This is a genomic window from Arcticibacter tournemirensis, from assembly GCF_006716645.1.
Classification (GTDB): Bacteria; Bacteroidota; Bacteroidia; order Sphingobacteriales; family Sphingobacteriaceae; genus Arcticibacter; species Arcticibacter tournemirensis.
In genome coordinates, this window is record NZ_VFPL01000001.1 from 1,207,885 (window position 1) to 1,231,345 (window position 23,461).

The window sequence follows — 23,461 nt, forward strand, 5'->3', positions numbered from 1 at the left end:
TTTAAACCATACCCCTATGCATTGCAGATTTTGTCAATCAGAGCTTTCCAATGTTTTTATTGATCTTGTCAGCTCTCCCGCAGCAAATTCTTTTCTTACCAGAGAACAACTGGATGAGCCGGAGCCTTTTTACCCACTACGGGTATACACATGTGATACCTGTTTTTTGGTGCAGATACCAGAATACAAAAAATGTGATACTATATTTGATAATCAATATGTTTACTTTTCGTCCTATTCTAAAAGCTGGCTGAATCACGCAAAAGAATACACGGAAGGAATGGTCCGCCGGTTTGGCTATCATTCGGGTTCTCAAATTATAGAAATTGCCTCAAATGATGGATATCTCCTACAGTATTTTAAAGAAAGGAGCATTCCGGTTTTGGGTATTGAACCTACAGCAAATACAGCGGAAGCCGCTAGGAGCAAAGGAATAGAAAGTATAGTTGAGTTTTTTGGAACCCACCTCGCAACACAACTAGCGGCAGAGGGTAGAAAGGCCGATCTTCTTATAGGAAACAATGTTCTTGCCCATGTTCCGGATATCGTTGACTTTGTGGCAGGAATGAAGCTTGTACTTAAAGAAGACGGTGTGATAACCATGGAATTTCCCCACCTGATGCAATTGATAGAAAACAATCAGTTCGATACTATTTATCATGAGCATTTTTCTTACCTGTCTTTTTTTACGGTAAAACAGATTTTTGAATCGCAGGGACTGGAACTTTTCGATGTAGATGAGCTCGCTACGCACGGAGGATCTCTTCGGATTTATGCTAAACATGCGGAAGATAGCAGCAAAGTGATATCCAATAATGTCTGCCTGTTATTGGAAAAAGAGATTAATAAAGGAATGAACACGTTGGCTTATTACAGTAATTTTCAGCAGAAAGTTCAAAAAGTAAAACTCGAATTCAATGATTTCCTGATACATCAAAAGCTGGAGGGCAAGAAAGTGGCAGCTTACGGCGCTGCAGCGAAGGGGAATACATTATTGAATTTCTGTGGCATCAAAAACGATTCTATTGATTTTGTAGTAGATGCTAATCCCTATAAGCAGCATAAATGGTTGCCTGCAAGTCATATACCGGTAGTTGAAGAAGCTGTTTTAGAAGAGCAAAAGCCAGACTATGTGATCATTTTTCCATGGAATCTAAAAAATGAAATTATAGAGCAATTGAGCTATGCAAGGGCGTGGGGTTGTAAGTTTGTAACAGCAATCCCTATGCTGCAGATTGTCCGTGACGTCGTCAGCTCAATAGCCGAATAAGCATTCTTCTTAGTTAAGCATATGTATGCTACTGGAAATCTGGTAGCCCGGGCTCCTTTTGTTTTCTGTCAAACCTAACTATTATAATATGGACCACATTAACACTCTCAAAAAACGTGTCCTCCTGATGGGGATTAATTTCGCTCCTGAACTCACCGGTATAGGGAAATATACCGGTGAAATGGCCGACTGGCTGGTTGAAAATGGTTACGAATGTACCGTGGTGACATCGTTCCCATATTATCCGAACTGGAAAATACAAGCACCATATTCAGGAAAATTCTATAAGAAGGAGGTTCAGAAAAACGGAAAGCTTCGCGTGTATCGCTGTCCTTTGTATGTTCCATCGGTTCCTTCAGGAGCGAAACGGGTGTTGCAGGAAACCACCTTTATCCTCTCTTCCTTTCTAATGATTTTTTACCTCCTGTTTAAAAAAGGACATCAGCAGATATTCTGTATGGCTCCACCTTTTCATTTGGGCTTTCTTGCTTTATTCTATCGCTTCTTTAAGGGAGGTAAAATAATCTATCATATACATGATCTTCAAATCGAAGCAGCGAGAGATCTGAAAGTACTTAAAGCAGAAAGGGCATTTAATCTTCTTTTTGCTCTTGAAAGGTATATCTTAAACCGAGTAAATTTCGTAAGTACAGTGTCTCCGGGCATGTTAAAACGGATAACTAAAAAGGTGAAGAAAGAGATTCTTTTTTTTCCCAACTGGAGCGATCTTGAGTCATTTTATCCGCTCCCGGAAAAGGCTGGGCTAAAAAAACAATGGGGTTTCCAGCCAGATGATAAAGTGGTTCTTTATTCAGGAAGTATAGGTGAAAAGCAGGGACTTGAGAGTTTATTGTCGATAGCAAAAAAGCTTGAGACACAAGCGTTTATTAAGTTTGTCATTTGCGGGAATGGGCCATATAAAGAGAAGTTAAGTCGAATAGCCGACGAGATGCAGCTGAAGAATATTTCGTTTATGCCTCTTCAGCCTCTATCTCTTTTCAATTCCTTTTTAAATATGGCTGATGTTCACCTTGTAATTCAGCGAAAAGAGGCCTGCGATCTAATGCTACCATCGAAGCTTATTTCCATATTTTCTATTGGCGGGCTCGCTCTTGTTACCGCTGAGCCTGGTTCTTCACTATATACAACAATGAATGAAAACGAAATGGGGGTTGTAATAGAATGTGAAAACGAAATTCTGCTTCAGAATACTATTCTCGATTGCTGTATATCTGACCACACCCAGGCAAACCTAAATGGCCGAATCTACGCAGAAAGATTTCTTGACCGCGAAAATATTCTCCAGCGGATTATGCAGCAAATTCGGGAACCTAAAGCAAGCCCGGTGCCAGTTATAGATTATCAATTTGAAAACGCTTAATAATCCTTATGGTCATGCAGAACCGCTATATTTATATCCTGTGCCTGATACTTGCTTTTACAGATGTTGTCCTAATTAATTCAGCTTTTTTTGCTGCTTTTAATTTAGTAGGGCCAGGGAGAGAACATCTTTCATTGTATCGTGATTTTATCATTATATTTAATCTCTTGTGGTTCATCTGCGCGCGGGCTTTCGACCTCTATAACAAAAAAACGCTCCATGATAAACTTCTTCATACGTCGACCCTCGAGTGTATAAGTCTTCACTATGTTATTCTACTGCTATATGTGATTTTTATAGAAGCGACCAATGTATCGCTGATATTATTACTTGTTTTTTTCTTGTTGTTAAGCTTCATTCTCTTTGCTGGTCGTCTTGCCGCAATGCTTGCAGGATCCTGGATAAGGAGGAGATTTAAAGTAGCCCGGCCGGTCGTCCTGCTTGGAATTAATCCTACCAGTATACAACTGGCCGACTATTTTAAAAATCACGACCGCCAGTACAGCTTCGAGGAATACCTCAATACGGATAAGTCGGCGATGGATGATTTTAAGGAGAATATATTGCCCGCGATCAGCAGGCAAATGAAGAAAGCAGCAGAAACCGGCGTAAACGAAGTGTATATCTCGCTGGGTCCGCACGAAATAAGCAACGCTGGGTTATTACTTAAAGAAGCAGATAAACAATGTGTTCGGCTTCGTTTCGTCCCGGATTTCAGTAAGTCGCTCGAGAGACAGTTTAGTATCAATTATTTGGGCGGCCTTCCCGTAATTAGCTTAAATACAGAGCCTCTGGAAGAAATGCATAACCGGTTTCTGAAGCGTTTGTTCGATATTACATTTAGCCTTGGCGTTTTGGTATTTATATTCAGCTGGCTTTATCCGCTTTTAGCTGTACTGATAAAGCTACAAGGGCCAGGTCCAGTGTTTTTTAAGCAGTTGCGGAGCGGAAGGAATAATGAGAGCTTCTGGTGTTACAAGTTTAGGAGCATGAAAGTTAATGGTGACTCCGACTCGCGGCAGGCCAGTAAAAATGACAGCAGAGTAACGCCTATAGGTCGTTTTTTAAGAAAAAGCAGCCTTGATGAACTGCCACAGTTCCTAAATGTTTTAATGGGGAACATGAGCATAGTAGGTCCCAGACCCCATATGTTGCAGCATACAGAGCAATATCGTAACATCATAGACAAGTATATGGTAAGGCACTATCTTAAGCCGGGGATTACTGGATGGGCACAAATAAATGGATATCGCGGAGAAACAGGTAGTATTGAACTGATGGAGAAGAGAGTAAAGCACGACCTTTGGTATCTTGAAAACTGGACGCCTCTGCTCGATATTAAGATAGTGTTTTTAACAGTCATTCATTTAATTAAGGATCACGATAACGCCTTTTAACTTCATATACCACAACGCAGTCTACAGAAATATAGGGTATAAGTTTTTCTTTTTTGCGATTTTTTGAAAACTTTCCTGTTTTGGGGTCGTTTAAGTGAGAACATTAACCATCCATATGCCCGATAATAAATCTAAGCAATATACATTGCCTCTATGTCCACAATGCGGTGTACCCTTTAAATACAGGATAAAAAGAGAGTGGGTTATAAAGGTTCTTTTATTTAACAGACCTGTTAAAAGATACTTCTGTCCTTCTTGCCGCAATAGTTATTATATTATTAAAGAACCAATGAAATAAGCTTCTGATAATTCTTTTTTTGAAATCAGTAGCCATTGTCCCCCGCTGGCGGGGGTAAGGGGTGGTTTATACCCCCACCCTTTCCTTATCGCCCTTTAAAATCATTCCCGTACCCCCATGCCAGCGTATTACAATAACACATTTAAATACACAAACATTTATTACTTTAGCGGTATAATTAGCACTTAATAATATAATGAACAGATTCAGAAGCTCAAAAATGAGTTATGACCGTTGCACTGCCGTTAACAACTTAGTTATTCAATGAAAAAGAAAGCCCTTATTACAGGTATTACTGGCCAGGATGGCGCTTACCTCGCAGAACTGTTATTATCAAAAGGATATGAAGTACACGGGATCAAACGCAGAAGTTCTCTCTTTAATACCGACAGGATAGATCATTTGTATCAGGACCCGCACGAAACTGAGGTTAGCTTTATTATGCACTATGGCGATCTTACTGATTCTGCCAATCTTATTCGCATTATCCAGCAGGTACAGCCCGATGAGATATATAATCTTGGTGCTATGAGCCATGTAAAAGTAAGTTTTGACACGCCAGAATATACCGCAAATGCAGATGGCATTGGCACGCTGCGAATTCTTGAAGCAGTCCGGCTTCTCGGACTCGGGGAGAAAACAAGAATTTACCAGGCATCTACTTCCGAACTTTACGGATTGGTGCAGGAAGTGCCTCAGTCTGAAAAAACTCCGTTTTATCCACGTTCTCCCTACGCCGTAGCAAAGCTCTACGGATACTGGATAACGGTGAATTATCGCGAAGCCTACAATATGTTTGCATGTAACGGCATCCTCTTTAATCACGAAAGCCCGCTGAGAGGCGAGACCTTCGTTACCCGGAAAATTACCCGGGGAGTTTCCAAGATCGTACAGGGCATGCAAAGTAGCCTGTTCCTGGGCAATCTCGATGCGAAACGCGATTGGGGGCATGCAAAAGATTACGTAGAAGCGATGTATCTTATCCTTCAGCAGGATACCCCTGAGGATTTTGTAATAGCAACAGGAATTACAACGACAGTACGTGATTTTGTTAAAATGTCTTTTGCCGAAGCTGGAGTGGAAGTGGAATTTAAAGGCGAGGGTGTAAATGAAAAAGGATATATAGTAAGTTGCAGCAATCCCGAATATCAGCTTGAAACAGGGAAAGAAGTGGTTTCGATAGATCCCCGGTATTTCAGACCCACGGAGGTTGAGCTTTTAATAGGTGATCCCACAAAATCAATGACTAAGCTGGGCTGGAAGCCGAAATATGATCTTCAGATGCTTGTGCAGGACATGATGGCTGCCGATCTCGAACTGTTCCGTCGCGAGAAAACACTGAAGGATCTTGGGTATTCCATAAAAAACCAGTACGAATAATTTTGACGCTTTCAATTCCTCCCTTACCTTTACCCCATGGATCTTAAGGGAACTAATTCTGTAGTAGAGAATGCCAGTATAGCGATAATCGGATTGGGATATGTGGGATTACCATTGGCAATAGAATTTGCAAAAAAATACGACGTATTAGGTTATGATATAAATATAGAAAGAGTACACGAGTTAAGCGAAGGCCGTGACCGCACGCAGGAAGCAAAAATAAGTGAACTGCAGGAGGTGATCGGACTAAGAAAAAACCCGGCGACCGGTATTGGCCTTCATTTTTCTTCAGAGAAAGAAGCATTACGAAATTACAACACGTTTATAGTAACGGTACCTACGCCTATTGATCAGTTTAAGGCCCCCGATTTGGGCCCTTTGCTCAACGCGTCTGCCATGTTGGGTTCAGCGCTGAAAGAGGGAGACCTCGTGATTTATGAATCAACGGTATACCCCGGTTGTACGGAAGAAGACTGCGTTCCAGTTCTCGAAAAGGCATCCGGACTCACCTTTAACAAAGACTTTTTTGCCGGATACTCACCCGAAAGGATCAATCCCGGGGATAAGATCAATACACTTACGAAGATAAAGAAAGTAACCAGCGGATCAACACCTGCAATTGCCTCCCGTGTTGATGATCTGTACCGCTCCATTATCGAAGCCGGAACCCATAAGGCGCCCAGTATTAAAGTTGCCGAAGCCTCCAAGGCCATAGAGAACGCCCAGCGCGACGTGAATATCTCTTTTGTTAACGAACTGTCGCTTATTTTCGACCGCATTGGTATTGATACCAACGATGTAATCGAGGCAGCCGGGACTAAATGGAACTTCCTTAAATACAAGCCCGGACTGGTAGGAGGGCATTGTATAGGTGTCGATCCCTACTACCTTGCACACAAGGCACAATCACTGGGTTATCATCCGCAGGTAATCCTATCTGGTCGGAGAGTAAACGACGCAATGGGGCAGTTTGTTGCCGATAAAGTAGTGAAATTGATGATCGAAAAGGATCATAAGATCAAGGGAGCCAGAGCACTTATTATGGGTATTACATTTAAAGAGAACTGCCCGGATGTGCGTAATACCCGGGTAGTAGATATATACCAGGAATTAAAGCAGTTTGGTCTCGATGTAGATATTTATGATCCCTGGGCCGATGCAGCCGAAGTAGAGCATGAATACGGACTGAAGATATTCAGTCAACTGGATGAATTAGTAGTGTATAATGCTGTTATTGTTGCTGTGGCGCACAACGAATTTCTAAAATTTGACTATGCGAAAATAAAGAGGAATAATGGCGTAATTTTCGATACGAAGGCCTTCCTTGACCGAAATCTGGTTGATGCTAGATTATGATAGTTTTTTTTATTATCGTTAAACTTTTTCTTTTATATTACGTTTTAATAGTAAGCCATATCATAGAAAGTACCCTTTGGCAAGGGTAAAGCGGTTAGCTAATCTACAGCTAGCCTTTGTTGTTTTATTAGGGGTACTTCAGCCAGGATAACCATAGGATCGAAAAGCCAGCCAAATAAAAATTAGAAGTAAATTATTTCGTTATCTTAAAACCTTTCATGTTACTTTATAGCTTTAGGGTTTTTTATATTGAATTAAGCTTCTGTTCCCGATGTTCACAATAAACGATATCGTACTCGTAAATATCCTCCTGTTATCCGCCCTTATTATATATATCTGGATCTACAGAAGAATTACGCGTCGCTGGTCGCGTAGGAGGGAAGAGGCAAACGAAGAAAATCGTACCGAAGACAAGTGAATTCATTGGTTTTTCGTCAATGTGTTACCTCTTCTTTCACGCTTTCGTATGACTGATCAAGATCCTCAAACCTTGAATTCTTGCTAATAAACTCGGGCACGATTTCCTTCATTTTTTTTACTACGTCAAGCTCATTGTTGTTTTGTGTTATCTGGCCTAAAATAGCAATATCTTCGGTTATCTTCGTATAAGGATGAGACGCAACCTTAGCGATCTTGATCTTCTTATGATGAGTAGGACACGTCTTTTCATCTTCATTCAACAATTCCTCGTATAGTTTTTCTCCGGGCCTGAGCCCCGTTACAAGAATTGGGATATCTATATCCGGTTCCATTCCTGCCAGCTTGATCATGTTGCGCGCAAGATCTATGATTTTCACTGGTTCTCCCATATCGAAAACAAATATCTCGCCACCTTCACCAACTGATCCAGCTTCGAGGACAAGCTCGACAGCCTCCGGAATCGTCATGAAATACCGCGTTATATCCGGATGAGTAACTGTAACCGCTTTGCCCTGCTGAATTTGATTTCTGAACCGCGGAATGACCGAGCCACTTGATCCCAGGACGTTTCCAAACCGCGTAGTAACAAACCGCGTTTTGTTGTCATTCAGCGTTTTCTTCTTGTAGAATTTTTGCTCCGGGTTTACCAGTTCAAGTACTTTCTCTTCGTAATTATTCAAGGATTGGATGTAAACCTCGGCGATCCTTTTGGTTGCTCCCATTACGTTTGTAGGATTCACCGCCTTGTCTGTAGAAACCATCACAAACTTTTTCGCATCAAAAAGGACGGCAAGGTCTGCAATATTCTTAGTCCCCATCACATTGGTCATAACAGCTTCCATCGGGTTCATCTCCATCATTGGAACGTGCTTATATGCGGCTGCGTGAAAAATAATTTCAGGCCGGTAATGGTTGAACATATAATACATACGGTTAAAGTTGTTGATATCGGCGATAAAGACCCTGATCTGCTCCTTTGTGAAATTTTCTTCAACCTCCAGTTGTATTTCATGTAAAGGAGATTCGGCCTGATCACATAGTATTACCATTTCGGGATCATAGTTCAAAACCTGTCTTGCAATTTCAGATCCTATTTCAGGCGGCAACCACCGCACCAGGCGTTTCATTGAGAGCAAATTGGTTAAATTGATACTCAAATATATAATAAACGAATTACATTGAAATTATTTATTAGTAATATTTTCAGACAATTAAAGGAGCTTATAAAGATGAAATGAATGGATTGGCGGCTTAGCAATCGTTAGTAAACTTTTCTATTGTATCAATCAACTCCGATATATCAAACGGTTTCGAAATAATATCATCCGCACAAACATTCAGAAAGCTCTCAATATTCATATGCGTAGATAAAACGATCACCGAAATGTTTTCGAAGCTCTTAAGGGCCCGGCATAATTCAGTTCCTTCCAGTGTTGGCTTTACGATATCGAGCAACACTACTTCCGGCTGTTCTTTTTCAATTCGTTCCAGTACTCCCCTTTCTGTCTGTGAAGTACTTACTTCGTAGCCTTCTGAACTAAGAATGTGAGATATAATCTGAAGAATGTCTTTATCTTTTTCAACAATTAACACCTTTTTCTTCATATCCAAATATAGAACATTTAATAAACGAAAGCCTTCTGTTAAAAAAAATAAAAACAATTACCCGCTTTAGATGTATTAGACTAACTTTTAATACGAAAATTAAAAAGGAGCGGCTTCAAAACTATTTCCGTTAATAGCTGTAAATAAATAGGGTATCCTACCTTACAGGACGCGGGGCTAACAAGATTGTCTATAATTTCATAACTTTATAGCGGTACAATTTATCAACTTGGTTGATTGTTGCTATAACAAATACTACTGGAATAAATTACTTTATACATGATACTGACTAACATTGAGTTTTCTGAATTTATAAAAGACTTCGAAACCACCCTTAAACAACTGTTCCGCGAGAAAGGAGACATTAACCAGCTTAGCTTAGAAAGAGGCTTGCCCCCTTCAATAATGACTGAGATCATGTCTAAAACCCCGCTCGCCGTTGCTATCCCTGAACAGTATGGAGGGCGTGGCAGTATTGTGAAAGAATGCCTTGGCCTGTTAGCTGCAGCGTCTTACGAATCACTATCTCTTTCCCTGATATTTGGAATCAACATCGCCCTGTTCTTAGAGCCTGTGTCGAAATATGCGAATGAGGGAGTTAAGAAGGATATCTTCGATCGCTTTCTGAAAAATCAGAATATGGGCGGACTTATGATCACCGAGCCCGACTATGGGAGCGATGCCCTGAATATGAAAACCATTAACCGCGAAGTGGAAAATGGCTATCAGATAAAAGGAACAAAACACTGGCAGGGACTTACAGGTGCGGCCGATTACTGGCTTATAACTTCAAGAAAAGAAAACAGCAATGGAGAGTTAGGTCGCGACATCGACTTCTTTATCTGCGATGTATCACAGCCTAAACAGCAGGTTGTTGTTGAAGAATACTTTGATAACCTGGGCCTCTACATGATTCCGTACGGAAGAAATATATTAGACCTGGAAGTTCCCCGTGAGTATAAATTAGAGCCTGAAACTACCGGCATAAAAATGATGCTTGATGTTTTACACAGAAGCAGAATGCAGTTTCCCGGAATGGGAATGGGGTTCATAAAGCGAATGCTCGACGAAGCCATAAACCACTGCAGCAATCGAATTGTAGGAACAGGCAACTTACTATCAATGGATCAGGTACAATTTCAGATATCGCGTATCCAGTCGGCCTTTACCATATGTTCTGCTATGTGTGCCAGGAGCAGTGAGATAAGCGGCATTGAACATAACTTAGCTGCCGAGGGCCTCGAAGCCAACAGCATGAAGGCCGTAGTGACCGACTTAATGCAGGAGTCTTCACAAATGTTACTTCAGCTTTCCGGTGCCAACGGGTATAAAATAACCCATATAGGTGGACGGGGAGTAATGGACAGCAGGCCGTTTCAGATATTTGAAGGCTCAAACGAAATGCTTTATGCTCAAATCGCCGAGATGGTGACCCGACAGATGAAAAAGCAAAAACTATCGAACTTATTCGATTTTCTGAAAGACTTCAAACGTACTTCTGATGCATGCCTGTATTTTGAAAACGATTTGAACTTCAATATCGACAACAATATTCCGCAGCGTAAACTGGTTGATCTGGGTAAAATTATCTCCAGGATAATTTGTGCCGGATATGTAATTGACCTGGCAAATAAAGGATTCAGAGCAGATCTTGCAGATAACTGTATCACTTCAGTCAGACAGGAGGTATCGGCATTGGTATGCTCATTTAAGTTCAGCAATACCGTAAATATAATTGAAGACTATACCGGTAACAGTTCCTGGATGGAGTTTGTCTGATCCATGATAGATATTTTAAAGAGGAATAATGTCCGCCAGTTAGGCCAGGGCGATCAAACGATGGTCTTAGCCCATGGCTTTGGCTGCGATCAGAACGTTTGGCGGCATCTTATACATGCCTTTCAGCATAAATACAGGTTAGTTTTATTCGACTATGTCGGTGCCGGTCAATCCGACCTAAGTTCATATGAATCAGTTAGGTACAGTTCGCTGGACGGATATGCTCTCGATATTCTCGAGATATTTGAAACGCTCGGTCTGAAAGATGTTATTTTTATCGGCCATTCAGTTAGCAGCATGATTGGGGCACGTGCGGCGATATCAAATCCTGCGTACTTCAGTAAACTGGTATTCGTTGCTCCATCCCCTTGTTATATTAATGACGACCAGTATACCGGCGGTATGGAAAGGCATGACATAGAGGGACTTTTTACCATGATGGACAACAATTATCTCGGCTGGTCAAGTGCCATGGCGCCTTTGATCATGGGAAATACCGACAAGCCTGAATTATCCGATGAGCTCGCCTCTAATTTCTGTGCTACAGATCCTGATATTGCCAGGGAGTTTGCCCGTGTCACTTTCCTCTCAGATAACAGGGAAGACCTCCGGAAACTAAAAGTTCCCAGTCTTACACTTCAATGTTCCAATGATATCCTTGCTCCTGTAGAAGTAGGATACTATATTCAGAAGAATACCTTTCAAAGTACTCTGGTTATCCTGGAGGCAACCGGACATTGCCCGCACTTAAGCGCTCCGGATGAGACCATTACTGCAATCAGTACTTATATCAGCAGACATTAGCCCGGCACAGATGAATAAAAATAGTTCGGAAGAATCAGTAGACTTTACAAGCCTTTATCATAGAGCTCCTTGCGGACTTCTGACCTATGCTATCAACGGGTCTGTTATCCAGGCTAATAAAACGCTCCTCGAATGGTTAAACATAACCCATGAGGAGATAGTCAATAAAACATTTACAGATCTTCTCGATAGGGGCGGTCAACTATATTATCAGCTTTTTGTATATCCCATGCTCGTGTTGCAAAAAGAGGTTAAAGAAATTCATCTGGATATACGATCGGCCTCCGCCGCATTTCCCTGCTTCTTTAGTGCTTCGGCAGATAGCGACAATGACGGGCAGACGACCCTTATCCATGCAATTGTCTTTAAGGTTGCGCACCGGAAGAAATACGAAGATGAACTTCTCAGGAAAAAGACGGCAGCTGAGAAAGAAAACCAGCAAAAAGCTCAAACTTTACAAGAAGTAGCCTTCTATCAGTCGCATTTAGTGCGGGCACCTCTCGCAAACATCCTGGGGCTGGCCGATCTGCTTACAATGTATAATTCAGAAGACGACATCCAGGATATCATTGTCCTCTTAAAGGAAAGCGCTGCTCAGCTTGATACAGTCATAAAAAAAATAGTTGGCAAAGCGAACTCATAGCCCCCGGGTATTTGTGTCCTTGCAGCTCGTTTCTGCCTGGGTATTAATACCTGATTTTAAAACATATGGGAAATATGATCTGAATCATTTTTTAAAGAGGCTTAATTTCTTAAATTTATTACTGTTTAGCTGAGTAAAATATTTGATTTCTAACCAATTAAATTTAGTCGGTATGTCATTCTATTATGTAAACGACACTCCTCAGTATAACGGCGATCATGAAGTTCATGAACAAGGGTGTTGCTTTATGCCGGTCAATAAAACGTTTTTAGGATATTTTTCAAATTACGAAGAAGCGGTCAGGGAAGCGGTTAAAGTGCATCCCCGGGCTGTGGCATGTGTTTATTGTCTTGGAAAATATCAGCATGATAAATATCACAATGAGCTGCATGCCGTTTCAGGGTTTCGCGGAGCTGGTAGAGTGAAGCATCACTGATTGATGGCTAAATAAAAACTGCTCAAAAGTTATTCTATCCTAAAAAACGTATAAAAAGGTGATATCTTGTTCTGGATTTGCACTTAGTAGTAAAAGAAGCAGATGGCTGAAATACAAAAACCAGAACATTCCCCTTCAACAAGGGAAGAAGCCCTGATCGCTCTGTATAAAAGTACATTTCCGTTGGTGGCCCGTTTTGTAAGCAAACGGGGCGGATCATTGGAGCAGGCAAAAGATATCTTTCAGGACGCTTTAGTGGCATGGTACGAAAAATCCACAGAATCCGGCGGTGTGCCAGTGTATTCTGAAAGGGGCTATATATTTGGAATTGCAAAACGATTATGGTACAGGAGGTTTGCTGAGGAATCCCTTTCTCTGCCCTTGGAAGTTGATGTGGAAGACATAACCGATCAACACCCCTCATCGTCAAGGTTGCTGAATGTATTGGAGAATGCAGGCAGAAAATGCCTGGACCTTTTGAAGTCCTTTTATTACGACAAATTGTCGATGGCTGAATTAAAAGTTCAATTTGGTTTCAGCAGCAGCCATTCAGCTACAGTGCAGAAATATAAGTGTCTTGAAAAAGTAAGAGAGACCGTAAAAGAAAAATCGTTGAGCTATGAGGACTTCCTTGAATGAAATTGAGTATATAGAACGACACCTTGAAGGAACGCTGAATGGCGAAGAGGAACTGCTGTTCCAGGTCAACGCTATTCTCAACAAAGAACTCGCGGCCAACGTGCAATGGCAACAGAAAACCCTTCAGCTCGTCCACGCTTATGGACGGGAGCAGTTGAAGCAAGAGATCCACGCAGTGCACCAGAAGCTGTTCACACAGCGCGAACATCTCAGTTTCCGTCAAAAAATACTGGCTTTTTTCGCGCACAGTTAATTCAATAAATCTTAAGAGTGATAAACGGGTTCGGCTGCTTTTCAGCGGCAGGGAAAAGCTATGCCCGATCCAAAAACGAAAAATAAAATGAAAACAGAAAAAGAAGAATTCAGAAACTATGCAGTAAAACATCAGGGCATCAATGGGCTTACGGTCGACAGTTTCATGTCCGGGATTGAAAAGTCAGTTCTTCCTGTGGCTATGACCCCATATATTATTGAAGAGCGACAGCTGAATGTCGCACAGATGGATGTCTTTTCACGCCTGATGATGGACCGCATCATCTTTCTTGGTGACGCTATCGACGACCGTATCGCTAATGTGATCCAGGCGCAGCTTCTGTTCCTTCAATCAGCTGATGCAAAAAGGGATATCCAGATCTACATAAATTGTCCCGGGGGAGTCGTTTACGCAGGTCTTGGCATTTATGATACCATGCAATATATCAGTCCCGATGTGGCAACGATATGCACCGGCACAGCCCTTTCCATGGCTTCCGTATTGCTCTGTGCGGGTGCTCCGGGAAAACGTGCAGCTCTTGCTCATTCGAGGGTGATGATCCATCAGCCATTAGGCGGCGTGCAGGGACAGGCCTCCGATATCGAAATTACCGCCCGCGAGGTCTTGAAACTGAAGAGGGAACTGTATCAAATAATAGCCGACCACAGCGGTCAGGACTATCAAAAGATACATGACGCCGCCGACCGCGACCATTGGATGATCGCAGCAGAAGCCAAAGAGTTTGGGATGATCGACGAAGTGCTCGGAGCCGATACAGAATCGGCCTGATCTTCATTCTGGCACCATACTTGCATCAATACGGTTAAAACTGAAATAATTATGGGCTTAATCAAAATTCTGGCTGTCGGCGCTGCAGTAGCATACGGCATAAATTACTTAACTAAGAAAAGACCTGACGGAAGGTCAATGATGGATGATATAAAAGACAAGGCGCCCGAATGGATGGAAAAAGCAAAGCCATATATGGAGAAGGCACAGCCTTATGCCGATCGGCTCAAAGATCAGTTCAACAAAGCAACCCAGTCAGGCGGACTTTAAGCATGACTCCAGGAAACGCTCCCGGACAGAGGGGGCGTTTTTCGTTTTTAACGCATGGGTAAACAGGAGAGAACATCTCTCTTTTAGCCAGGTAATTTTGATAATTCCGGCAGAAACTGCTTACTTTTGTAATACATGGAATTGTTTATTACCTCGCTGAATTCAGGGAGTAACGGAAACTGCTATTATATTGGGAACAGGAGGGAAGCAGTCCTTGTTGACGCAGGCATATCTTGTCGCGAAACCGAGAAACGCATGAAACGCCTCGGTCTTTCAATGGACAAAGTAAAGGCAATTTTTGTGTCCCATGAGCATTCAGATCACATCAAGGGAATTCCTGTTCTGGCGAAGAAATACCAGTTGCCTGTATATATTACAGAGCGGACGCTCTTTCGCGGAGGGTTAATGCTTCCTGCTCCGCAGGTGATGCCTTTCACGGCATACGAAACCATCAATGTAGGCGACCTTTGCATAACCGCATTCCCCAAGTTTCACGACGCTTCAGAACCACATAGCTTCGTTATTAGCTATAATGATATCCGTGTTGGGGTATTTACAGATATCGGAAGGCCTTGCGAACATGTCATTAAAAACTTCAGGGAATGTCATGCCGTTTTTCTGGAAGCAAATTATGACGACGAAATGCTTGATAAAGGCAATTATCCCTACTACCTTAAGCAACGCATCCGCGGTGGCCTGGGTCACCTTTCCAATAAGCAGGCGCTTGAGCTTTTTACATCCTGCCGCTCTTCTGAACTAAGCCACTTATTACTTTCGCACCTTTCGAAAAATAACAACTGTCCCGATCTGGTTCACAGCCTCTTTTCTCAACATGCCGGAAGCACAAGCGTGGTAGTCGCTTCGCGCTATGAAGAAACTCCCGTATATATTATAAGTCCAGGACGGTCAGCTACCACTCTGCCGGTAGCTTCAAGTGAAAGCCGTCAGCTACAATTCTTCTGACGTACAGGTACTTTTAATGTCAGTGCTGCTTTATCACAGAACTTTTCGGGCACTTGTCCGTATTAAATATTATGGGTATTTTAGATTTACCAAGGTAATGAAACCGAATCACGCTTTAATCTGATTATGATGGAGTTTGATGTGAACTTACGATCAGATCTCGAACATCTCGAGAAGAATGTGTTTGAGTTGAACGCCAAAAAAGACGTTTCAATCCGTACGATCCTGAACTTTTACACAAAAGGCATCGAACGCATTTTTCCGGATATGCAATGTTCTATCATGCAGGTTAAGCGAAATCGTCTGTTCAACTGGGCATCTTCTTCACTGCCCGAAGCCTTCTCTAAGGCAATAGAAGGGCTTGAAATAGGAAGCGAAGTTGGTTCATGCGGAACAGCCGCTTATCTTAAGGAGCAGGTCATAGTAACCGACATTAGAACAGACTACAGGTGGGCGGCTTTCAGCAATGTAGCCTTACAGTACGGCTTACAGGCCTGCTGGTCTTATCCGATTATAAACAGCAGGGGCGAAGTAATGGCAACATTTGCTATTTACTACCACGAACCTAAAGAGCCTAATGAAGAGGAGCTCCATATCATCACGCGGGCCGCATCGCTGTTGCAGGTTATCCTCGAAAACAGGCAGTATTCTGAGACACTGGAGGAAACCACCCTTTTAATGACCCAGGGTCAGGAACTCGCCCACTTCGGTAACTGGCTCTGGAATATCCCCGAAGATGAAGTTACCTGGTCTGATTCTTTGTATACCATCTACGGGCAAAACAAACACAGCTTTAAAGCAACATTTGAAGGATACCTTGAGGTACTGCATCCTAATGATTATGAAATGGTTAAAAGCATCATTCAGAATGTTCTGATAACCGGCGAAGATTGCGAGTTTGAGGAGCGAATAATCCGGCCCTCCGGAGAAGTGAGATATCTTAAGTCCTGGGGAAAGTTGAAGTACGACGAGAAAGGGCAACCTCTCAAGATGATCCGAGCTTGTCTTGACATTACAGAAAGCAAAAAAATACAGCAAAAATTATTAGCGAGCGAGTCAAATCTGCGGCATCTGGTAGAGCGCTATACGTACGTAAATAAAGCCACAAACGACGCTATATACGACTGGGATATTCAATCAGACCTGATTCAGTGGGGCGACTCATTTTTCAGGTTATTTGGATACAAGACGGACGACGAACACAGTTCCATCAAAAAGTGGTTTGAAAAAGTGCATCACGATGATGTAATCATGGTTGAAAAAAGCTTCAATGACGCTTTAGAGAATCCTGCTGTACACAACTGGAATGAAGAGTACAGAATGAAAAGATCCGATGGAAGTTACGTATTCATAGAAGAAAACGGATATATCTTAAGAAATAATGAAGGTAGAGCCATACGAATGATCGGCGTGTTAAGGGATGTGTCAGAACGTAAAGCCGATTTTCAGAAACATCTTGATTACATAAAAACAATTGAACAACATATTCTTAGGTTGCGCGATATAGCCTGGACACAGTCACATCTCGTCCGTGCACCGTTAGCGCGTATCATGGGGATTGTGCCTTTGCTTACCGATCATAAAACCGATGATGGAACAAAAGAAACACTCATGTCTTACCTTTCAATATCGGCCGCTGAACTGGACGGGATCATAAAGGAAATTATAAACAAGAGCCAGATAGAATAACAGGAGCCTGTTAAATGAGCGTCATCTCTTTGTTCCAGTTACGCAACACCCAGTCTTTTACCTGGTCCTGCGTCTTATCAGTTTGCGGTAAACTAAGCAGCATAGCTTCCACTTTCGACGCCGACCTGGCCTTCGCGAAATTGTTGTGGTCGATAATGGTATTAATTACAGACAATACCTCTTCTCCCTGGTGTCTGTTAAATACAGAAGATTTTGCCGTTTCCGCATCCAAAGGTAAAGCGTTGTTGTCGGTCCAGTTATAACGGTTTTTAAAATTAAGATCTTTCCTGTTAAATAGATTCCTTCCCCCCGTTGCTATTCTTTCAATTGCAAAAGGTTTTGATTCGGTGTCTGGGGCATTCTTCTTTATCAGGTCTAGATTTTTTATCATTCCTAAAAGTACTCTTTTTTATAGTCACGGATTTACACTTCGCCGGGAAATAGTTACAACATTCACACATTTATTATAAGCTTAAATGTGTGAATATTACAACTAATACTTGCAATGATATAACTATTCAGGGTTAAAAACGTGCATCTTTGATTTACTGCTACCACGCAATGATGTTCAGGTTTCCTGGATATTCCTTTTTAAGTAAAAAATATGACAATATTCCCGGCTGCGCTTACCCGGCAATTCTTTGCCGCCGGCGATCAAATGGTTTTCATGGCAGCGTTCTTCCGCAACATTTTCCGTAGGGATTTCGAATGGAACGAACTTATTCGCCAATGTTATATTATCGGATACAAATCTCTATTTCTGGTAGGGATCACAGGATTCATTCTGGGGTTTGTGCTCACCCTGCAGTCGGGCCCAACGATGAAGGCCTTCGGTGCCGAAAGCTTCGTTCCCGGCATGGTCGCAATTTCCGTAGTCCGCGAGATGGGGCCGGTCGTAATAGCGCTCATTTGTGCCGGAAAGATTGCTTCCGGAATTGGCGCCGAGCTGGGCAGCATGAAAGTAAGCGAACAGATCGATGCTATGGAGGTTTCAGGCGCTAACCCCGTGCAGTACCTCGTTGTCACCCGCATCCTTGCCAGTACACTGATGATCCCTCTACTCACCCTGATGGCCGATGCCCTGGCCCTGATCGGAGGGTTTATGGCTTCTAACATAAGTAAGGAAATGAGCTTAACGCTCTACTTCAGCAAGTCATTTTCGTCGCTCGATTTCATCGACCTGATTCCCGCATTTATAAAAACAGTCTTCTTTGGTTTTGCTATAGGATTTGTTGGCTGCTATAAAGGATATAATTCAGATAGGGGGACAGAAAGCGTCGGCCTGGCAGCCAATTCTGCAGTGGTTTCCGCGTCGCTATGGATCATCGTACTCGATGCTATAGCCGTTCAGCTTACTTCTGTATTATTCTATTAACAAATCAGTGATGAAAGAAATTGTGATTTCCATCCGTGATCTTAAGAAATCGTTTGGTACAAAAGAAGTGCTGTCGGGCATAAATATGGACCTTCATAAGGGAGAGAACCTTGTGGTGCTGGGCAAATCGGGACAGGGGAAATCTGTGGCTATAAAATGCATGGTTGGATTACTTTCCCAGGATTCTGGCAGCCTGAAAATCTTCGGGGACGAAGTGAATGAGCTTCCTGAAGAAGCATTGAAAGAGCTGCGTATCAAAACAGGTTTTCTGTTTCAAAGTGCAGCGCTTTATGACTCCATGACTGTAGAGGAGAACCTTGAATTTCCGCTCACGCGTGTACTCAAGTTAACCAACCGTAAAGAAATAAGAGAAAGGGTAGAGGAACTGCTCGAAGGCGTGGGCCTACGCGATACAATCCATAAAATGCCTTCCGATCTTTCGGGGGGAATGCGAAAACGAGTAGGACTGGCACGCACGCTCATTATGAAACCCGAAATTATGCTGTACGATGAACCCACTACCGGCCTTGACCCCATAACTTCGAGAGAGATCAGCGAGCTCATTTTAGAAATGCAGCGAAAATACCAAACCTCTTCCGTTATTATCACGCACGACATGGTGTGTGCAAAAATAACAGCCGATCGGCTTCTCGTGATGAACGATGGCGTATTTCAGGCAGAAGGAAATTATGAGCAACTTGAAAACGGGCCGGATGAACTGGTGCGTTCCTTCTTTAAATAAGATATTATGAAAGCAAGTATAAATCAGAAGATCAGAACGGGCATCTTCACGGTGGCAGGAATTCTGCTGCTCATAGCCGGCATTTTCTTCATAGGTGCAAAACAGAACATGTTTGATGATTCGTTTTTGATCTATGGAACGTTCAAGAGTGTCGGAGGCATCGAGGAGGGTAATAATATCCGCTTTGCCGGCATAAATTCCGGCACTGTAGAAAGAATAAAGATGCTCTCTGATACCATGATCAGGATAGATATGCGGATGAAAGAGAAAGTAAGACCTTTTCTTAAGGCGGATGCTATGGCGGTGATCGGATCTGACGGACTAATGGGTGATAAGATGATCATCATAGCGCCAGGGTCTGCAGGCGAGAGCAGATTGCTTTCCGATGGATCCCGCATTATCACGTCCGAACCGGTCGATTTCGACAAAGTGATCTCAAAACTGACGAAGGTCGCAGATAATGCCGAAATCATAACCGGCGAGCTTGCAGCAATGGCGCTGCAGATAAGAGGAGGCAAAGGCTCAATAGGCAGATTGCTCTATTCTGATAACCTGTCGAAAAGCATAGAGGGTACTCTGGATAACACCAGGAAGATGACCGGCTCACTGGCAGGCATTGCCTTACAAGTACAGTCAGGAAAAGGCTCAGTCGGCAGTCTTATGTATACCGATTCACTTTCAAAAGGACTTGAAAGCACCGTGGCAAAAGCAAATGTGGCGATGCATACCGCCGACGGCGCTATGCTTACCATTCAGGAGGCCGCTTATGGGTTCAGCGAAAACATGAAAGCCCTGCAGGGGAACTTTTTTCTTCGGGGCTATTTCAAAAAGAAAGCCGAAGAGGATAAAAAAAATGGCGTTGTCAGGACTGCAGCTGCGCCCGAAGGGATAGATGCGGACATGGACGAAAAAGAGCTTGCCGATATTATCGCCGAAGCCCAGAAGGCCCTGGATGCTAAACGTTTAAAAAAATAGGCTTCAATTATGCTTAGGCATATTCCCGGCCGAGCTCGATCCTTCAGGGGGATAGGGTATCGTATCTTTTAAATGGCTGATAGTGTCGACTGGAAACTTCGGGATATGCATGTCACCCGCCTCACGCCACTTTCGTACCTGTTCACTCTTTTCTTCCGCTTTTTCTTTAGATACCCCCGGGTCTTTGGCTAAATAAACCGTCTGTGAAGGGAATGCAAAGCCAGTACCGCTGGCTGCTATCACATCCATCAAGCGCAGGTACAGGTCCTCCTGCACTTCCAGGAACTGGTCAAAGTCAATGGCTGTAACATAAGCGAACACCTCCAGATTAAGTGAGTCGGCGCCGATCTCCACAAAACGGATACGGGCAGGGTCAGGGCTCACCTTAGGGTGGGCATACAGGATAGAACGTAACTCTACAAGCAGAAACCTGATCTGGTCAGGTGTAGTTTCAAAACGTAACTTAAATGTCGGATGGAACCAGAAGCGGTCCCTGTGAGCAAAGTTTTCAATCTTCTGCGAAGCAAAATCACCATTAGGGATGGTCACTATGGTCCGGTCGAGCGTGCGGATACGGGTCGACCGCATTCCAATCTGTTCAATGGTTCCCACTGTATCACCAACCTTGCAGAAATCGCCCACTCTTACAGGTTGGTCGGCAATAAGGGTTACACTCCCAACAAAGTTTTCAACTGTTTTCTGAGCGCCAAGAGCCAGAGCAATACCACCAATACCAAGGGCAGCGATCCCCGTAGTGACATTAACGCCAAATGTGCCCAGTATTAGAATGACACCCAGGAATATCAGAGCAGCTTTCGCAGCCCGTCGCAAAAAAAGCACTGCAGAAACACCCGCCTGGTTGCCATAGCGCGCCAGGCGCTTTTCGAAAAACCGCGTTGAAAAGTCCAGCAATTGCCAGAGCAGGAGCAGTATGGCTATCAACCCCACGATCACCGTCAGATTGCTGAAACGCTGTCGCACAATAATGGAGATTCCAGCCTGTTCGCTGGCGAATACAAACAGCCAGATTGCCAGATATAATTGAATCGGAAGAGAAAAAGCCTTGAGGATCCCGGAAGTAGGCTCAACCCTCGCCCGTACCCAGAACATTGGGATCAGGAAAAGCACCAGCTTAGTAAGGCTCCACGACAGCAGGTATGCCGCGATGATAAGAATGAGCATGGCCAGCCAATGCCCAATCGGGACGCCGCCCCACTTGTTTTCTTTCACAAAGTCGGGCGACACCCTGCTGATCAGGGGAGCGGCCGGCGCCTGATCAGTCAGCAGCGGTACCCTCTGGATCGTTTCCGATGAAAAAAGCCAGACAGGTGCACCGTCTGCGTCTTCAGTATTCTCCAGTATCAGGTCAAACTGCTCATTGTTCACCGTTGCAGTTCCTACCCGGTCGAGGTTTGGCCCAAGATTATCATCTTTATATCCCGTCGATTCATTGCTTATCAGTGAGTAGGGAAAAAGATTTCCTTTCTGGTCAAGTAACCGTCGTAACGACCTTGCAAGTTTCTCTCTATCCTGCTCTTTTTTAAGGGCCGGGTCGAACCTTAAATACAGCGCCGCTTTCGCGTAATTATCCTCAGCCACTGCTTTAATAAATCCCTGTACAGTACCCCGGGGACTGCGTCTGCCCAGCGAATCCTCAGGCCAGGCCGGCTCAGTCTGTCCTGCTTTTGCGGTATCGCCTGGAAGCAAGCCAGTTTGCCCGATAGAAGGCAAGCTTACAAGCAGGAAGCAAAAAGTCAGTACATGGGAAAACATGATACTCAGGAAAAATTTGCGTGGGTATTGCATTATTGTAAGAACTAAATAATAAAATCAATTTTCACCACTAAAACCATATTAAGGAAGGATGGTTTTAGACGAATAATTTAAATACTGCAATCTCCCTCAAAAATTTTACGTACAACAGAACAAGAATCAGAATAAGATCAGTAACTTGGTGGCTTAAAAAAAACCGGTATCATGACTAAACTTTTCGTAGGAGGTATTCCCGAAGATATGGACGAAATCGAGCTGACTGATATTTTTAAAGAGTTCGGCGGAGTCGTGGCTGCTAATATTGTTCGCGAAAAAAGAACACAAAAGAGCAGAAGATACGGCTTCGTAGAAATGGACACTGAGGAGTCTGCGCAGCAAGCAGTTAATCTGCTTCACGGTGGTAGTATTGACGATAAGGAGATCAGCGTAAAACCTGTTATCCCGGGTTTAAAGAAGACTCAGTTCGTTGTTGGAAAAAGAAAGCTCGAGTTTTCAAAGAAAAAACCAAAGAGCCCCGCTTTCAAAAAGACGTCATCGCGGAAAGATAAACGGCCCCGGATTGGTAAGTAAACGTTGAGATCATGGCGGCCTCAGCAGCCCTGATCATTTGATCTGTTTCCAGTTGGTATCTAATGTGAAATAAGTTTCATTAGCATATACACCGCTGGGGTGGATAGTTATGGCCGTGCAGGTCCCTCTTATGATGTCGGTTGCCAGTCCTTTTGATTTTGAGTCGTAAACCCTTAGAGTATCTCCCGAAGCAGTATGGAGATACTCTGAGCGCGGCTCCATGTCCGGGTAGACAGCTTTAAAGTCCGTCAGGCTGCTGCCGGTGCCAAGGCCTTCTTTGGTTTTGAACGTACCGTTCGTGATCCTTATCTGCTTTACATTCTTAACCATCATTGTGCTGTCAGCATAAGACGAGTAGATAGCTATCTCGCTTCTTTCCCCCGCCGTCGAATCTTTGTCATACCATATTCCCCAGGCTTTGCCCATAGCAGCATCACCGGCATCCGGCTCTCCCAACAGATTCCCAACCGCCTGCATATTCTGCCCCAGAGAAATTTTTCCTGCCGATTTCCCCGGCTGTATGAATGCGCCCTTATTAAGCTCGTCACTATGTACACTATCAGCCGAAACTACCTTTGATTTTGAAGTATTAGATTGACAAGCGCACAAGAACACTGCCGCCAGTAAAAAGAAAACGTGTACTACTTTCATGAC

General features: G+C 43.3%; 24 protein-coding genes. 19 read left to right on the plus strand and 5 right to left on the minus strand.

The annotated features are described in order from the left end of the window. Window positions 1-16: 16 nt before the first annotated feature. From BDE36_RS05080 to BDE36_RS05100, 5 genes are all read left to right on the plus strand, one after another. Window positions 17-1,270, plus strand: a complete 1,254-nt coding sequence (locus tag BDE36_RS05080; protein WP_141813980.1) for a class I SAM-dependent methyltransferase — start codon at window positions 17-19, stop codon at window positions 1,268-1,270. An 88-nt stretch (window positions 1,271-1,358) separates the two neighbouring features. Then, the gene (locus BDE36_RS05085) at window positions 1,359-2,651 is read left to right on the plus strand and encodes a WcaI family glycosyltransferase (protein WP_141813981.1); all 1,293 of its coding nucleotides are present in this window, start codon (window positions 1,359-1,361) and stop codon (window positions 2,649-2,651) included. Between the two features lie 14 nt (window positions 2,652-2,665). After that, window positions 2,666-4,048, plus strand: a complete 1,383-nt coding sequence (locus tag BDE36_RS05090) for an undecaprenyl-phosphate glucose phosphotransferase (protein ID WP_161987541.1) — start codon at window positions 2,666-2,668, stop codon at window positions 4,046-4,048. A gap of 562 nt (window positions 4,049-4,610) precedes the next feature. After that, window positions 4,611-5,726 carry a GDP-mannose 4,6-dehydratase gene (gene gmd / locus BDE36_RS05095; RefSeq protein WP_128769697.1) on the plus strand — a complete coding sequence of 372 codons (1,116 nt, stop codon included), beginning with the start codon at window positions 4,611-4,613 and terminating at the stop codon, window positions 5,724-5,726. A gap of 36 nt (window positions 5,727-5,762) precedes the next feature. Beyond that, window positions 5,763-7,082, plus strand: coding sequence for a nucleotide sugar dehydrogenase (locus BDE36_RS05100; protein ID WP_141813983.1), 1,320 nt, complete (start codon window positions 5,763-5,765; stop codon window positions 7,080-7,082). Window positions 7,083-7,516: 434 nt separating this feature from the next. Here the strand turns inward: BDE36_RS05100 and BDE36_RS05105 are convergent, their stop codons facing one another. Then, window positions 7,517-8,629: a UDP-N-acetylglucosamine 4,6-dehydratase family protein gene (locus BDE36_RS05105; protein ID WP_141813984.1), complete on the minus strand. Its 1,113-nt coding sequence runs from the start codon at window positions 8,627-8,629 to the stop codon at window positions 7,517-7,519. A gap of 124 nt (window positions 8,630-8,753) precedes the next feature. Continuing rightward, window positions 8,754-9,107 (minus strand): response regulator transcription factor, encoded by a 354-nt coding sequence (locus tag BDE36_RS05110; RefSeq protein ID WP_141813985.1) that lies wholly within the window; start codon window positions 9,105-9,107, stop codon window positions 8,754-8,756. Window positions 9,108-9,386: 279 nt separating this feature from the next. Between BDE36_RS05110 and BDE36_RS05115 the strand changes: the two genes are divergently transcribed. The 10 genes from BDE36_RS05115 (at window position 9,387) to BDE36_RS05160 (ending at window position 17,372) form a co-directional block, all read left to right on the plus strand. Continuing rightward, a complete protein-coding gene (locus BDE36_RS05115) occupies window positions 9,387-10,886 on the plus strand; it encodes an acyl-CoA dehydrogenase family protein (RefSeq protein WP_141813986.1) in 1,500 nt (499 codons plus the stop codon). Window positions 10,887-10,889: 3 nt separating this feature from the next. Continuing rightward, a complete protein-coding gene (locus BDE36_RS05120) occupies window positions 10,890-11,690 on the plus strand; it encodes an alpha/beta fold hydrolase (RefSeq protein WP_150309362.1) in 801 nt (266 codons plus the stop codon). Window positions 11,691-11,700: 10 nt separating this feature from the next. After that, the gene (locus BDE36_RS05125) at window positions 11,701-12,333 is read left to right on the plus strand and encodes a nitrogen regulation protein NR(II) (RefSeq protein WP_141813987.1); all 633 of its coding nucleotides are present in this window, start codon (window positions 11,701-11,703) and stop codon (window positions 12,331-12,333) included. A 172-nt stretch (window positions 12,334-12,505) separates the two neighbouring features. Further along, complete coding sequence (locus BDE36_RS23885) at window positions 12,506-12,769, plus strand: hypothetical protein (RefSeq protein ID WP_128769675.1); 264 nt, start codon at window positions 12,506-12,508, stop codon at window positions 12,767-12,769. 102 nt (window positions 12,770-12,871) lie between these two features. Next, window positions 12,872-13,408: an RNA polymerase sigma factor gene (locus tag BDE36_RS05135; RefSeq protein ID WP_141813988.1), complete on the plus strand. Its 537-nt coding sequence runs from the start codon at window positions 12,872-12,874 to the stop codon at window positions 13,406-13,408. Continuing rightward, window positions 13,389-13,661: a hypothetical protein gene (locus BDE36_RS05140; protein WP_141813989.1), complete on the plus strand. Its 273-nt coding sequence runs from the start codon at window positions 13,389-13,391 to the stop codon at window positions 13,659-13,661. Before BDE36_RS05135 ends, BDE36_RS05140 begins: the two co-directional genes overlap by 20 nt. 87 nt (window positions 13,662-13,748) lie before the next feature. Beyond that, window positions 13,749-14,450 carry an ATP-dependent Clp endopeptidase proteolytic subunit ClpP gene (gene clpP, locus BDE36_RS05145; protein WP_141813990.1) on the plus strand — a complete coding sequence of 234 codons (702 nt, stop codon included), beginning with the start codon at window positions 13,749-13,751 and terminating at the stop codon, window positions 14,448-14,450. A gap of 51 nt (window positions 14,451-14,501) precedes the next feature. Further along, entirely contained in the window at window positions 14,502-14,720 is a 219-nt protein-coding gene (locus BDE36_RS23955; protein WP_202616909.1) for a YtxH domain-containing protein, read from the plus strand. A 135-nt stretch (window positions 14,721-14,855) separates the two neighbouring features. Further along, the gene (locus tag BDE36_RS05155) at window positions 14,856-15,683 is read left to right on the plus strand and encodes an MBL fold metallo-hydrolase (RefSeq protein WP_128769671.1); all 828 of its coding nucleotides are present in this window, start codon (window positions 14,856-14,858) and stop codon (window positions 15,681-15,683) included. Between the two features lie 126 nt (window positions 15,684-15,809). Continuing rightward, window positions 15,810-17,372, plus strand: coding sequence for a GAF domain-containing protein (locus tag BDE36_RS05160; RefSeq protein WP_141813991.1), 1,563 nt, complete (start codon window positions 15,810-15,812; stop codon window positions 17,370-17,372). A gap of 10 nt (window positions 17,373-17,382) precedes the next feature. On the opposite strand, the gene BDE36_RS05165 is transcribed toward BDE36_RS05160, so the two are convergent. Continuing rightward, window positions 17,383-17,763 carry a hypothetical protein gene (locus BDE36_RS05165; protein WP_128769669.1) on the minus strand — a complete coding sequence of 127 codons (381 nt, stop codon included), beginning with the start codon at window positions 17,761-17,763 and terminating at the stop codon, window positions 17,383-17,385. Window positions 17,764-17,976: 213 nt separating this feature from the next. Here BDE36_RS05165 and BDE36_RS05170 point away from each other — a divergent pair, with 213 nt between their 5' ends. From BDE36_RS05170 to BDE36_RS05180, 3 genes are read left to right on the plus strand one after another with little or no spacing between them, the layout of a single operon-like run. Continuing rightward, entirely contained in the window at window positions 17,977-18,747 is a 771-nt protein-coding gene (locus tag BDE36_RS05170) for an MlaE family ABC transporter permease (RefSeq protein WP_128769668.1), read from the plus strand. A gap of 10 nt (window positions 18,748-18,757) precedes the next feature. Continuing rightward, window positions 18,758-19,489, plus strand: coding sequence for an ABC transporter ATP-binding protein (locus BDE36_RS05175; protein ID WP_141813992.1), 732 nt, complete (start codon window positions 18,758-18,760; stop codon window positions 19,487-19,489). A 6-nt stretch (window positions 19,490-19,495) separates the two neighbouring features. Then, entirely contained in the window at window positions 19,496-20,464 is a 969-nt protein-coding gene (locus tag BDE36_RS05180; RefSeq protein ID WP_128769666.1) for an MlaD family protein, read from the plus strand. 3 nt (window positions 20,465-20,467) lie between these two features. Here the strand turns inward: BDE36_RS05180 and BDE36_RS05185 are convergent, their stop codons facing one another. Beyond that, a complete protein-coding gene (locus BDE36_RS05185) occupies window positions 20,468-22,237 on the minus strand; it encodes a mechanosensitive ion channel family protein (RefSeq protein ID WP_202618087.1) in 1,770 nt (589 codons plus the stop codon). 204 nt (window positions 22,238-22,441) lie between these two features. Between BDE36_RS05185 and BDE36_RS05190 the strand changes: the two genes are divergently transcribed. Continuing rightward, window positions 22,442-22,807: an RNA recognition motif domain-containing protein gene (locus tag BDE36_RS05190; protein WP_128769664.1), complete on the plus strand. Its 366-nt coding sequence runs from the start codon at window positions 22,442-22,444 to the stop codon at window positions 22,805-22,807. Between the two features lie 33 nt (window positions 22,808-22,840). On the opposite strand, the gene BDE36_RS05195 is transcribed toward BDE36_RS05190, so the two are convergent. Then, window positions 22,841-23,458: a hypothetical protein gene (locus BDE36_RS05195; protein ID WP_141813994.1), complete on the minus strand. Its 618-nt coding sequence runs from the start codon at window positions 23,456-23,458 to the stop codon at window positions 22,841-22,843. Between the last annotated feature and the right edge of the window lie 3 nt (window positions 23,459-23,461).